The sequence below is a fragment of the Pseudoalteromonas sp. S16_S37 genome (assembly GCF_014694405.1).
Classification (GTDB): domain Bacteria; phylum Pseudomonadota; class Gammaproteobacteria; order Enterobacterales; family Alteromonadaceae; genus Pseudoalteromonas.
The window spans coordinates 1-13,584 of record NZ_JAAUWV010000051.1 but is presented as its reverse complement, the minus strand read 5'-3'; the positions used below and the strand labels follow the sequence as shown (position 1 = coordinate 13,584).

The 13,584-nt window shown below is 43.1% G+C and carries 13 protein-coding genes; 10 read left to right on the top strand and 3 right to left on the bottom strand.

Going from position 1 to position 13,584, the window contains the following annotated elements:
• Positions 1-56 precede the first annotated feature (56 nt).
• Positions 57-665: a hypothetical protein gene (locus tag HC733_RS17675; RefSeq protein WP_342366029.1), complete on the bottom strand. Its 609-nt coding sequence runs from the start codon at positions 663-665 to the stop codon at positions 57-59.
• Between the two features lie 65 nt (positions 666-730).
• Positions 731-1,615, bottom strand: a complete 885-nt coding sequence (gene nadK / locus HC733_RS17670) for an NAD(+) kinase (RefSeq protein WP_190366330.1) — start codon at positions 1,613-1,615, stop codon at positions 731-733.
• An 85-nt stretch (positions 1,616-1,700) separates the two neighbouring features.
• Here nadK and HC733_RS17665 point away from each other — a divergent pair, with 85 nt between their 5' ends.
• Positions 1,701-2,645, top strand: a complete 945-nt coding sequence (locus tag HC733_RS17665) for an HrcA family transcriptional regulator (RefSeq protein ID WP_190366329.1) — start codon at positions 1,701-1,703, stop codon at positions 2,643-2,645.
• 58 nt (positions 2,646-2,703) lie between these two features.
• On the top strand, positions 2,704-3,318 hold the full coding sequence (gene grpE, locus HC733_RS17660) for a nucleotide exchange factor GrpE (RefSeq protein ID WP_190366328.1): 615 nt from the start codon (positions 2,704-2,706) through the stop codon (positions 3,316-3,318).
• Between the two features lie 32 nt (positions 3,319-3,350).
• Here the strand turns inward: grpE and HC733_RS17655 are convergent, their stop codons facing one another.
• Complete coding sequence (locus HC733_RS17655; RefSeq protein WP_446727645.1) at positions 3,351-4,541, bottom strand: Bcr/CflA family efflux MFS transporter; 1,191 nt, start codon at positions 4,539-4,541, stop codon at positions 3,351-3,353.
• A 179-nt stretch (positions 4,542-4,720) separates the two neighbouring features.
• On the opposite strand from HC733_RS17655, the gene HC733_RS17650 reads away from it, so the two are divergent.
• The 8 genes from HC733_RS17650 (at position 4,721) to HC733_RS17615 (ending at position 13,460) form a co-directional block, all read left to right on the top strand.
• Positions 4,721-5,530, top strand: a complete 810-nt coding sequence (locus HC733_RS17650; RefSeq protein ID WP_190366326.1) for a M48 family metallopeptidase — start codon at positions 4,721-4,723, stop codon at positions 5,528-5,530.
• A 288-nt stretch (positions 5,531-5,818) separates the two neighbouring features.
• Entirely contained in the window at positions 5,819-6,661 is an 843-nt protein-coding gene (locus HC733_RS17645; protein ID WP_190366325.1) for an isopenicillin N synthase family dioxygenase, read from the top strand.
• A 271-nt stretch (positions 6,662-6,932) separates the two neighbouring features.
• The gene (gene nagK, locus HC733_RS17640; protein WP_190366324.1) at positions 6,933-7,844 is read left to right on the top strand and encodes an N-acetylglucosamine kinase; all 912 of its coding nucleotides are present in this window, start codon (positions 6,933-6,935) and stop codon (positions 7,842-7,844) included.
• Entirely contained in the window at positions 7,844-8,968 is a 1,125-nt protein-coding gene (nagA, locus tag HC733_RS17635) for an N-acetylglucosamine-6-phosphate deacetylase (RefSeq protein WP_190366323.1), read from the top strand. Before nagK ends, nagA begins: the two co-directional genes overlap by 1 nt.
• A gap of 63 nt (positions 8,969-9,031) precedes the next feature.
• Positions 9,032-10,165, top strand: a complete 1,134-nt coding sequence (gene nagX, locus HC733_RS17630) for a transmembrane glucosamine N-acetyltransferase NagX (protein ID WP_190366322.1) — start codon at positions 9,032-9,034, stop codon at positions 10,163-10,165.
• Between the two features lie 258 nt (positions 10,166-10,423).
• Positions 10,424-11,227, top strand: coding sequence for a glucosamine-6-phosphate deaminase (nagB, locus tag HC733_RS17625; protein ID WP_190366321.1), 804 nt, complete (start codon positions 10,424-10,426; stop codon positions 11,225-11,227).
• A 138-nt stretch (positions 11,228-11,365) separates the two neighbouring features.
• Positions 11,366-12,280, top strand: a complete 915-nt coding sequence (gene nudC / locus HC733_RS17620; protein ID WP_190366320.1) for an NAD(+) diphosphatase — start codon at positions 11,366-11,368, stop codon at positions 12,278-12,280.
• Between the two features lie 10 nt (positions 12,281-12,290).
• Entirely contained in the window at positions 12,291-13,460 is a 1,170-nt protein-coding gene (locus HC733_RS17615) for a cystathionine beta-lyase (protein ID WP_190366319.1), read from the top strand.
• The last annotated feature ends 124 nt before the right edge of the window (positions 13,461-13,584 follow it).

Genomic DNA, 13,584 nt, shown 5'->3' with positions numbered 1-13,584 from the left:
TATACAGCATGCTCAATAAATGCAACTTGAATTTTAACTATTAATGAGTGATCAATTTAACTCGTGGTTAAACGTTGCCTAGCGGCGGTCATTTGCTGCTCGACTCGGCGGTTTTCACCGTCACCAGTATCGTTATTTTGCTCTTCGGTGCCATTTTCATGCTCAGCATCTTCATCATTATTTAATGTGTCTAGCGGCACATCCGAAGTTTTAATTAGGGCGATCAGAGCAGGTAAAATTTCATGATAAAAATCTTTGTTGTAGGCGATACCTGAAGAGGGGAGTTCTGCAACAAAGTACTGTAGTTGCTCGGCAAGTTGGTCTTTATTACCTGTGATCCTAGACTTACCTAACTCTGTACCTACTACACGGGTGAATTGCTCACTTATCTTTTCTAGTTGATTTAGATTCGCTTCTGTATGTGCCTGCACTACAAAAAAGTTACCCACAATGGCGTTTATTTTTGGGGCATATTTAGGTCGCAGTATTTTCGCATCCACATATTCGGCTGTCTTTGCTTTAAAGTTATCAGTGACCTCTTTAAGACGTGCGTTGAATATCTTTTTTTGGGCCTCTCGCGCCTTTTTGCGATTATTTTCTATCACCACATACACTCCTAACAGGGTAATAAGGAGTAGAAGAGTGAAAAAAACAATGTAACTGATCATATCAACTAAAATTTCCTAAATTAGAAAAATAACAGGCTCTATTTTGCGGTATCTTTAAGGCATTAGTAAAGCCTACTGCCCCAATTTAATTTCTGCCTAAGCACATTGTAATACGAATACGATTTTGGATGGATCAAGCGCAGTGCTTTATCCGCTTTTTTAATAACCACTTCATCACCAGGGAGGACCGCCAAAACCACATGGCTGTCACAGCTGACTTGCAAGCTATCAGTATTTTCCAAACTCAGCTTGAGGCGGATCTCATTATTCGCATCAACAACAAGAGGTCTGCTTGAAAGCGTATGTGGAAACATTGGCACCAGCGCCATCGCATTAAGCTGAGGGGTAAGTATTGGGCCGCCTCCCGATAATGAGTAGGCTGTTGAACCTGTTGGCGTTGATACAATTAAACCATCGGAGCGCTGTGAGAATAAAAATTCATCATTAATAAATGCTTCAAATTCTATCATGTGCGCTACTTTATCAGCGTGTAGTACCGCTTCATTTACCGCTAAATTGGCACTCTTTAATTGTGCGTGTCGATATACTTCTACTTTGAGTAAAAAGCGCGACTCAGAAATAAATTCGCCTCTGAGCACTTCTTCTAAGCTGGCTTCAAAGCCTTCGGGGTTAAGGTCGGTTAAAAATCCAAGGTTACCTCGGTTAACACCGATTACCGCTACATCAAAGCGCGCTAATACACGCGCTGCGCCTAGCATATTGCCATCGCCGCCGACCACAATGGCTAAATCACATTGGCTGCCAAGATCAACCAACTCAGTAAGCACATTGTTATCAATGTTAGAAATTTGCGCTCCAACGCGTTGCTCAACTAAAACGTTATAACCTAGTGCTTGCAAAAAGGTGTATAAGCGTTGTAAGGTCAACGCCGCGCCTTCATGGTTAGGCTTTCCAATTAGGCCTATGGTTTTGAAGGGAGTCGTCATGTTGAATTCCTTGATAATAATAGCGCAAGACTAACTTAAAAAGTCAGCACTTGAAACTGGCAAATGATGTCACTACATAAATAATATGAAATTAACAGCACGCGACCAACAAATCTTCTCTGCGGTAATGAGTTTGTACTGCAATGGTGAAGGGCATCCAGTGGCTTCTAGCAAAATAGCCAAGCAAAAAGGTATGGCTGTTTGTTCGGCTACGGTGCGTAATGCGATGGCTCGATTGGAGAAATTTGGGCTACTGTATTCGCCGCACACTTCTGCAGGTAGGGTACCCACCGATTCTGGTTTAAAATACTGGTTAGATGAGTATTTTTCTTTGTCTGACATTGCTAATTATTGGCAACCAGAACAAAGCCAATTGATAGAATTTGCACATAGTCTTAGTCAAAAATTTAATATTTGTTGTTGTGTGGGTTTACCACAAGCCAGCTCCCAATTAGTTTTCAGAGTTGAAGTTCTGGCATTCGACAGCACGTCATGGCTGGTTTTATTGATAGACAGGGCTGGCCAGTCTCATAATATTTGTATCAATAAACCCAGAGATGACAGTGATCAGCATCGTTATTTATTTGCCGCTTGGATGAATACGGTATTTAGCCAGCAAACATTAATTGAAGGTTTGCATCGTATGAAAGCGATGGCACACAGCGCTCCAGAGAACTGTAGAGATCAACTAGCACAGTGGACGCGAGAGCTTCATTATCAATTGGGTACAGACAATAGTATTGTGGTTGGTGAACGCTTTTTATATCAGGGCTTAGATATTGATTCTGAGCTTAATATTGGAGTGTCGTTTTTGCACCAAGTTGAAGACAAACTGGCGTTTAAAAATGGCGTCTCTGTTTTATTGGGCGAAGAATTAAGCACGCTCAATGTGAAACAATCTCTGGTATTGAGTGTGCCATATTTCCAAAACGGGGAATATCAAAGTCGGTTTTGTGTAATTTGCCCAGCAAATGCACCAATTGAAGCGATCATTACACAATTTTCTCAAATCACGCCAATCGGGACTTGAATCTCAAATTTCAATCCCCATAATTAGCCACAGTTGTAAAGAATCGGAGAAATCTTACATGTCTGAGCAAACCAATGCCCCTGAACATGAACAAGAAGCTGCTGCGCAAGTAGAGCAAGCGGCACAAACACAAGAATCAGTGCAAGAAGAAGCGCAAGCACAAACGCAAGCACAAACAGAGCTAAGCCCTGAAGAAGAAATTGCAGGCCTGTATGCTGAACTGGAAGCTGCTAAGCAGACCATAAGAGATCAACAAGATGGCGTGATAAGAGCGGCTGCTGATGTTGAGAATATGCGTCGTAGAGCTGCACAAGATGTTGAAAAAGCGCATAAGTTTGCGTTAGAAAAGTTCGCAAATGAGTTGTTACCTGTGCTTGATAATCTTGAGCGTGCGATTGAGTTTTCTGACAAAGAAAACGAAACCTTAAAGCCTGTGCTTGAAGGGATCGATATGACGCTTAAGAGCTTTGCCGATGCACTTGCTAAATTTGGTGTTGAAACGGTTAATCCACAAGGTGAGACATTTAACCCAGATTTACACCAGGCGATGTCTATTCAGCCTAGCAACGATGTGTCGCCAAACACCGTACTTGCGGTAATGCAAAAAGGTTACACATTGAACGGCCGTTTATTACGCCCTGCAATGGTTATGGTATCTAAAGAAGCTGAGTAAGTAGCATTTTTAGACGTAAGGAAAAGCCGATGTTAATCGGCTTTTTTTATGCGTGATTTTTGGATTATCTGGTAGCAAATAGACAGCAATACAGCACCTAACATTAGAGCTGAAAAAGGAACGGCGCTGCTCGGTTCAATAAACGCTAAGATAGGGCCAACGAGCGCGCCACTGCCAAAGCGCAGAGTGCCTATCACTGCGGTAGCCGTGCCAGAGTGCTGCTCAAACGCAATTAAAATTAGGGCATCGGCGTTACTGGCAATGATCCCCAAACTCATCATTAAGGGCGCTACGGTACTGGCAAAGAGCCAAACATTTACAGATATCAAACTTTCAATCACCAAGGTGCTACTGACCAGCAAACCTATAGCAAGGCCCAAAAACAGCATACGCCTTGAACCAAGCCTTGGTACCAGGCGGGTGTTTAAAAAGTTACCAAACATCAGGGCCATGACATTTAAGGCAAAAAGAATGCCGAACAATTGCTCAGATACCGAAAAGTAATCAAGGTAAATAAATGGAACCGAGGTTAAAAAACAAAAGAATGCAAATGATGCTGACATAGAGGTGAGTATGTCGAAGCGACTTTGTTTATTAGATAGTACAACGCGATAGTTTTTTAAGAAAAATGAGAGCGATATTTTGCTTTTGTTAAAACTTGGTACATCAATATCGGCGTAAAAACAGCACGCCAAGACGATGATTGCGTATAGGGCTAGCGACCAGAAAATAGCACTCCAATGCCACACTAACATCAGTGCAGCGCCAATACTTGGGGCGAGTAAAGGCGCTAACATCATGATCATTGACACATACGACATGCCTTTGGCGGTCTCTTGCTGGTAGTAATGGCGAATGATCCCAGGTACAACAACACTGGCGGCAGCACCAGTAAATGCTTGTATAACACGCAAAATGTTAAACAACTCGATATTGGTTGTCATAGCAAGTAATGCTGAACTTATGGCAAAGCCAAGCAATCCGATACGCGCTAAGAGCGTGCGTGAAAATCTATCGGCAAGTGGGCCGAACACAAGCATACCAACAGCATAGCCCGCCAAATAGCAACTTAAAGAGACTTGGACTTGCTCAAGTGAGGTATTTAATTGCTCTGCAATAGCGAGCATAGCAGGCAAATATAAATCTATCGCCAACGGCGTTAATGCCACAATACTTGCCAGTAAAGGCAAAAATAATCGACCAAGGGAATGAGAATGTTGCACAAGCGTCCACAAATGATGAATTTTGTCCATTATAGCGGTAACGGCACAATTAAGCTTAAGTTAATAGTTGAGTAGCAATTATTTGCGGCAAAAGTGAATAATTGCAAAGCCGTACACTTGAGTCGGTGCTAGGATGTTTTAAACTAGCAGCAAGCTTAATGTTATTGGGAATTAACAACATGAAGAAAGTACTTACAACGTTGGCCAGTGCCTTGGTTATGACTCTGGCTGTGTCGGGGTGTAAAACGTCTCCCACAGGACGAACACAAATTACTTTATATTCAGATCAAAAAATGAATGAGATGGGGGTTGCGAGCTTTTCGCAAATGAAAGAGCAGCAGGCTATTGAATCTGATAAATCCACAAATGCCTATGTACAGTGTATTGCCGATCACCTAATTGCTCAGCTCCCTGCGGAGTATGCAAATCAACAGTGGGAGGTTGTCGTATTTAAAGAGGATAGCGCCAACGCATTTGCATTGCCAGGGGGCAAGATAGGAGTTCACACGGGGTTGTTAAAGGTTGCTAAAAACCAGCACCAACTTGCGGCGGTAATGGGCCATGAAGTGGGACATGTTATTGCGCAACACGCAAACGAACGTGTATCGCAAAATAGTTTGCTGCAATTTGGTCTTCAGGCCAGTAATGTTGCGTTGCAAATGGGCGATGTACAATACAGAAATGCCATTATGCAAGGCTTAGGTATAGGTGCTCAGTTTGGTGTTGCCTTACCATTTAGTCGCTCACATGAAAGTGAAGCAGACATTATAGGCTTAGATTTGATGGCGAAAGCGGGGTTTGATCCACAAGGGTCGGTTGATCTTTGGCAAAATATGGAAGCGGCATCTGGCGGAGAGCGCCCAGCTGAATTTATGTCTACTCACCCGGCACCGCAAAGCCGCATTGCTAATTTACAAAATGGCATGGCCAACGCCAACGAATTAAAACAAATGGCGTGGCAGGCAGGCAAAAAACCAAGCTGCAAGTAATTCATTGGTAAGGGCAAAGCAAGTGGCGCAACATACCCCATATGCTTTGCCTAAGCGATGCTATATTTAGCTTAGCCAGTTTTATTTGCTTGGTGTGTTTTGACAAATTTGATCTGGCTCAAAATAGTGCACAACTCAAGGTGGAGGAGGACAAAAGTCCTTATCTGGAAGGGCGTATTTAACTATGCTCGCCAGCTATCTACACAGTATATGCACTAAGATAGGCGGGGTTAGAATACCAATTGCTTATTTACCAGTGAATTCATGCAATAATCAAGTGGAATCAATATGCAACAATTACCTACGGTCGATTATCAAGCGCCTGACGCAGCCGCACAATTTGTCGAATCTCTACGTAACACGGGCTTCGGTGTATTAAAAAATCATCCAATCCCTCAAGAACTAGTAGAGTCGATTTATAAAAATTGGCAAGCGTTCTTTAACTCTGAACAAAAGCATGAGTTTTTGTATGACAAAGACACACAGGATGGTTACTTTCCACCGGAAGTGTCTGAGGTAGCAAAAGGTTTCACAGTAAAAGATATCAAAGAGTACTTTCACGTATACCCTAAAGGTCGCGTACCAGCCCAATTAGAGGCTGAAATTCGTGAATACTATCGCCTAGCAAATGAGTTTGCAGCCAAACTATTGAGCTGGGTACAAGCGCAAGCACCAGAAGATGTACGTGCAAAATTTTCTATCGACCTAAAAGATATGATTGCTGATTCTGAGCAAACATTACTGCGCATACTGCATTATCCGCCAATGACTGGTGATGAAGAGCCTGGTGCGATTCGTGCCGCTGCCCATGGTGATATCAACCTACTTACAGTATTGCCTGCTGCAAATGAGCCAGGTTTACAGGTGCAAACAAAAGAGGGTGGTTGGTTAGATGTACCGTGTGACTTTGGTTCATTAATCATTAATATTGGTGACATGTTGCAAGAAGCATCAGGTGGCTACTTCCCATCAACAATTCACCGTGTAATTAACCCAACAGGCAAAGCATCAGCTAAATCAAGAATTTCGCTACCGCTGTTCTTGCATCCGCGTCCTGACGTTGTGTTGTCTGAGCGTTATACGGCTGATAGCTACTTACAAGAGCGACTAACTGAGTTAGGCGTCAAATAAAAAGAGCGGCTTAGCCGCTCTTTTTATTTATTAATCAATGCTTTACTATCACCATGTTATGACTTTCATTCCTGTAACTGCAACATTATTGGCAAATTTACACTGACAACCTTTGGATTCTATGCAATATTAGAATTTTTCATTGTTAAGCAATTTTATCAAAAATTTAATGACAACGCTGTCATTTTGTGTGTAACATTAATTCAACACGACTCAATGCTCAGCAATAACTATAAAATTGAGCCAACCCCAATTCGATAGAGGTCGCTACATGATGGCTAAACAGGTGCAACAAGACCAGTTATATATAGGTATAGACGGCGGAGGAACCAAATGCCGCGCTACTATCTACTCAAAGCAACACGGTGTGTTAGGCACAGGTCTTGGAGGACCTGCAAATCCACTCCACGGTCTTGAACGCACGTTAGAGTCAATTATGGTTTCGACCCAACTCGCATTACAAGATGCTGGATTACGTGTTGAACAAGTTCACGAACTCAATGCAGGAATGGGGCTAGCGGGTGTTAATTTACCAGCGCTTTATGACAAAATAATGCAGTGGGATCACCCATTTCAACAAATGTTCTTAACCACTGATTTACATACTGCATGTATTGGTGCACACGAAGGACAAGATGGCGCAGTGATCATTACAGGCACTGGCTCTTGTGGTTTTTCTATCGTAAATGGTGAATCGGTTAATTATGGTGGTCATGGTTTTGCGCAAGGTGACATTGGTAGTGGCGCTTGGATGGGCTTGGAAGCTGTCAAAGCGGTACTTCTTGACCTAGATGAATTAGGGCCAACCACACGACTTAGCGGCATATTTAAATCGCATTTTAATACGTTAACCGCGATGGGCATAGCAGAGCAAATGGCTGGTCAGCCATCGAGTGTTTACGCAAAGCTCGCGCGTTTGGTATTTGATGCTGCGGAACAGCAAGATGAAGTAGCGCTTTCAATCGTTACGCAAGGCGCAGATTATATTAGCCGACTGGCTAAAAGATTGCTTGAGAACAATCCGCCTCGCTTATCAATGATCGGAGGGTTGTCTGAGCCTCTCAATAAATGGCTTGACCCAGAAATTGCGAAATCAGTAGAGCTTCCTAAACAACCACCAGAAATGGGGGCAATTTATTTTGCAATTAAGAATGTGGAACAGGATTTAATAAAGGCGAATTAATGACTAGGCAATTGTATAAGGCATCAAAGCTGTTTGATGGCTATGATTTTAAAGAAAATGTAGTGTTTGCTGTAGAGCAGGGCAAAATAAGTTTTGAGATTGATAATGCCAATGAGCCTGTTGAGCCGTTAAATGGCTTAGTCGTTCCTGGGTTTATTGATGTTCAAGTTAACGGCGGCGGTGGTGCTTTTTTTAATGCAGAGCAAACTACTGATTGCTTAGGCAAAATATTGTCTGCACATGGTCAATTTGGTTCAACCGCTATTATGCCAACCCTTATTACTGACAAAGTCGAAGTAATGTCGGCCGCGGCGGATGCGGTGGCTCAGGCCGTTGCAAATAATCAAGCAGGTATTGTGGGTATACACTTTGAAGGACCACATTTGTCACACCCTAAAAAGGGCACCCATAGTGAGCAATATATTCGAGCGATTTCGGATGAAGAGTTTGCTATTTATGAGCGCCGAGATTTAGGTATCAAGATGGTGACACTAGCACCTGAAACCGTGCCGCTCAGTGACATTGAGCGCTTGATTAAATTGGGCGTTAAAGTATCTATTGGTCATTCAAACGCAGATTTTGATACAGCCATGAAGGCACTGCGCGTGGGTGCGGATGGGTTTACCCATTTGTTTAATGCCATGTCGGCATTTACTTCTCGTGAGCCAGGTGTTGTTGGTGCTGCACTGTGGGATGATAACAGCTGGTGCGGCTTGATAGTTGATGGCCATCATGTGCATAGCACATCCGCAAAGCTAGCCATTAGGACAAAGCAGCGCGGCAAAGTCATGTTGGTAACCGATGCTATGCCACCGGTCGGCACAGATGATATGGAGTTCGACTTTTTTGATGGTCGTAAAGTGATACGTACCGGAAACCGACTAAACTCAACCACGGGTGAACTTGCAGGCAGTGTGCTGGATATGGCAAGTGCGGTACGTAATACGGTGAATGATTTGGATATTGCGCTTAGCGAGAGCCTACGCATGGCGTCTTTATACCCCGCACAGTATTTAAACCTTCCTACTAAAGGCCACCTAACACAAGGCGCTGATGCAGACTTTGTTTTACTCGATGACTCGCTGTTTGCAAATGCAACTTACATTGCAGGCCAAAAGATTTAGTTTTTTCCCTGAAGAAAAACCCCGTTGCAGTTTAACGGGGCTTTTGTTTTTATGAGGTTCCCTATGGCAACAAATACCACTAAAAAACGCTTGGCATCCCTTGATGCGTTGCGAGGCATGGATATGTTTTGGATTTTAGGGGGACAATCAATATTTGCTGCTTTGTTTGTGTTAACGGGTTGGCAGGGTTGGAAGTTGTTTGAAGCGCACACCGTACACAGTCCTTGGCACGGTTTTACCTTTTACGACCTGATTTTTCCGCTGTTTATTTTTCTTTCTGGTGTTGCAATGGGGCTGGCACCAAAGCGTATTGATCATTTACCACTTGCCGAGCGAAAACCATACTATCAAAAAGCGTTAAAAAGACTCTTGCTGCTTTGTTTACTTGGGATTTTATATAACCACGGATGGGGAACCGGTATACCTGCCGCATTAGGTGAAATACGCTATGCAAGTGTATTGGGTCGGATTGCGGTAGCATGGTTTTTTTGTGTGTTACTTGTTTGGCACACTAGCGCACGTACTCAAGCTTATGTTGCCATTGGCATTTTACTTTTTTATTGGATATTACTGTGTTTTATCCCTGTGCCTGGGGGAGTTGCGGGGGATCTCTCAGCAGCTGGTGCAGGTAGTTGGAATGCTTGGTTTGATAAGCACCTTTTACCAGGAATAAGTTATCAAGCTAGAGCTGTTGACCCAGAAGGCGTGCTATCAAGCTTGCCTGCTATCGTAAACGCAATCGCCGGAGTTTTTGTTGGGCGCTTTATCGCAAGAGCTGAACAGTTTGGTCAATGGCGTAGTATGGCTGCGCTATCTGGCGCGGGCCTTGGCTGTTTACTGATAGGGTGGCTATGGAATTTATCATTCCCTGTAAATAAAGAACTTTGGACCAGTTCATTTGTGCTTGTTACAGTGGGGTGGAGTGCCTTACTGTTTGCCATCTTTTATGCATTGGTCGATTTGCTTAACATGCAAAGATTGGCTTACCCATTCATCATTATTGGTGCAAATTCAATTATTATTTATCTTGCCTCATCGTTGGTAAATTGGAGCTACATAAGCCTAAGTGTATTTGGTGGGATAGTTGTTGCGGCTGCGCCAAATTGGCAGCCATTATTGGGCGTTTTAGCGTTGCTATCTGTGCAGTTATTAGTGTTACATTGGATGTATAAACGGAAGATTTTTGTCAGCGTTTGAGAGCAATTTAAATAATTTCAAGATTGTGAAGCCCACGTATTCTGTGGGCTTCGTCGTTTTTGGAGTGAAAATAGTGAATTTTTTCTTCACTTTTACTTTACAAAGCATATTATTCTGATAATAATGACAGCGTTGTCATAATGGTAATGCCTAATAATACTGTGTATCCCAATTAGGTTAGATCTGACCTTGCTTTGATTGCACGCGAAGTAAGGCTCAGATCCCATTTTTCTTTGTACTCAACGTTGAGCCTATACTATGCAAATTGTTATTTTAAATGATGCCGCAGAAGTCGCAGCCTATGGCGCAGACATATTTTCAACTCAGCTACAACGTAAAGCTGAATCAGTATTAGGTTTGGCGACAGGCTCTACGCCTGTGGCTTTATATCAAGAGCTTATTCGTCGCAACCGTGAAGGCGAGTTGAGTTTTAAAGACGCTACAACATTTAATTTAGACGAGTACCTTGGTTTAGAAGGCACTCATCCACAAAGTTATCGTTACTTTATGAATGAGCAGCTTTTCAACCATATTGATATCGACATCGATAACACCCATGTTCCACCGGGTGATGCGAAAAACCCAATTACTGCTTGCCAAGATTATGAAGCACGCATGGCAGCTGCCGGCGGTGTAGATATTCAGTTGTTAGGTATTGGTCGCAATGGTCATATCGGCTTTAATGAGCCATCTTCAGGTTTAACATCTCGTACACGCGTAAAAACACTGACAAAAGAAACCATCGAAGATAATGCGCGTTTTTTTGAAGAAGGTGAATATCAGCCGCATTTATCAATCACCATGGGCATAGGTACCATTTTAGATGCCAAGAAGGTGGTTTTACTTGCAACAGGTGAAAACAAAGCGGATGCCATTCAAGCGATGGTTGAAGGTCCATTAACGGCATCTTGCCCAGCATCGGCCTTACAGCTTCATAAAAACGCCGTGATTGTTATCGATCTACTTGCTGCGAGTAAGTTAAAAGATATTGAGTTTTATCAACATATCGAAGCTGAAAACCAAAAGCTTCAGGATTATCTGGCGTCTGTTGCCTCTCTGTAGTGTGGAGTTACACTATAGCTTTAAGCCCGCAAGGGCTTTTTTTTTGCGTGCATTTTGACATTAGGTACAGCGTAAATAGTTTAGCTTTGTGCAGCTATATGTTAGCTTTATGCAAACATTTTCAACAGGGATCAGGCTTTGTTACATTACACTCATATGCACTTAAATCGTGCTTCTAATGAACGCAAAGATCGACAGTGGATTACACGTCAAATCAATGCCAATAGTCGCTGGCTACTTATCGATAAAGATAGAAACTTGGTAAATGTTGCAACCAGTGAGTTGCATTTACTAGAGTTAGATCAAGTTCAAGAATTTGATAAAAGAAATGCGGTTTTTTTGGGTGTTGACCAACAGTACAACTATTTTGCATTAGATGTTTCGAGTAGCGCAGCAACTTTATCGTTATTGCAAGACTCTCCCCTTGAGTTTGTTGATATGCGACATATAGGTTTGCAACTTGACCCCAAAATGGCATCTGTTGGCGTGCTGGCCAGAGGACTATGCTACTGGCACAAAACCCATCGGTTTTGTGGGCGTTGTGGCTATACCAATGAGAGCATTGAAGCGGGGCATGCAAGGCGTTGCCAAAACGACCAGTGCCAACATATGACTTTTCCTCGCACAGACCCCGCGGTGATTATGCTTATCACCCACACATTTGATGATGGTATTGAACGCTGCTTGATGGGGCGACAAGCAAGTTGGCCAGAAGGGGTTTATTCAACCCTTGCAGGTTTTGTTGACCCAGGCGAAACATTAGAGCAAGCAGTTATTCGAGAAGTAAAAGAAGAAGCGGATATCGATGTGGTTGAGGTGGAATACATTGCCTCTCAGCCTTGGCCATTCCCATCATCATTAATGCTAGGTTTTATAGGCAAAGCGAGCTCAACTGAAATTAACATTGATCAAGATGATTTAGAGGATGCGCAATGGTTTTCGCGTGAACAACTCGATACGTTTGGCCAGTGGAGCGACTCAAGCACAGGCTATAAACTTACTCGACCAGATTCTATTTCACGCTATCTCGTAGAGTATTGGCGTGCAAAATAAAGGTATAAACATGAAGAAAAATACAAAGTTGGTAAGTGCAGGACGCAAATCTCAATATACGCAAGGCGTAGTTAATCCGGTTGTGCAACGAGCCTCAACGGTGGTGTTTGATAGTGTTGCCGACTTACATGAGGCGATTAAAGAGCGTGGTAATCGCACTTTATTTTACGGGCGCCGTGGTACCAATACTCATTATGCGCTTCAAGATGCGATAATGGAGCTAGAAAATGGCGCCGGTTGCGCACTCTACCCATGCGGTGCGGCGGCAATTAGCCAATCTTTACTGTCATTTTTAAAAGCCGGAGATCACCTATTGATGGTTGATACTGCTTATGAGCCAACACGAGATTTCTGTGACAAAATTTTAGCGGGTTTAGATATTACCACAACCTACTACGACCCTATGATAGGTGCTGGTATTGAAGCACTTATTCAAGACAATACCAAAATCTTATTTTTAGAGTCGCCAGGCTCTATCACCATGGAAGTACAAGATGTGCCAAGTTTAGTGGCAGCCGCTAAGCGCCATGGGGTGATCACTATGCTAGATAATACCTACGGCAATGGTTGGCATTATAAGCCGCTTGACCATGGTGTAGATATTAGTATTCAAGCAGCAACAAAATACATTGTGGGTCACTCCGATGTGATGATGGGAGTTGCTGTTGCTAACGAAGCGCACTGGCCGACACTTCGTGAACATTCATACCTGTTGGGGCAATGTACCTCTGCAGATGACGCCTATTTAGCGCTACGCGGGTTGCGTACAATGTCTGTACGTTTAGCGCAGCATGAAAAGGCGGCGTTGCAAGTGGCTGATTGGCTCACAAAACACCCCCTTGTTGATCACGTTAGACATCCGGCTTTGCCAACTTGCCCTGGACACGAATTCTTCAAACGCGATTTTAACGGTAGTAACGGGTTGTTTTCGTTTGTGATGAACAAAGGAACTCAAAAGGCTATCAATGCGTTTCTAGATGCGTTAGAGCACTTTAAAATGGGTTTTTCGTGGGGAGGTTACGAAAGTTTGGTAACTGCCAACAAAACCATGGCTGGTTTACGTAGTACAACAGGGTGGGAACAGGGCCCCGTTATCCGCTTACACATCGGACTGGAAGATGTTGAAGATTTAATTGCAGACTTAGAGCAAGCGTTAGCTGTTTATCAGGACAACTGCTAAAAGATATGTCCCGTCCTAAAATAAGTTGACGGTTTTTAAAGGCCAGTGATTATTGTCATTGGCCTTTTCATTGTGCACTTGATTAGGTGTTTTCATTCCTAAACTTAAGTGCGGTCTCATTTCA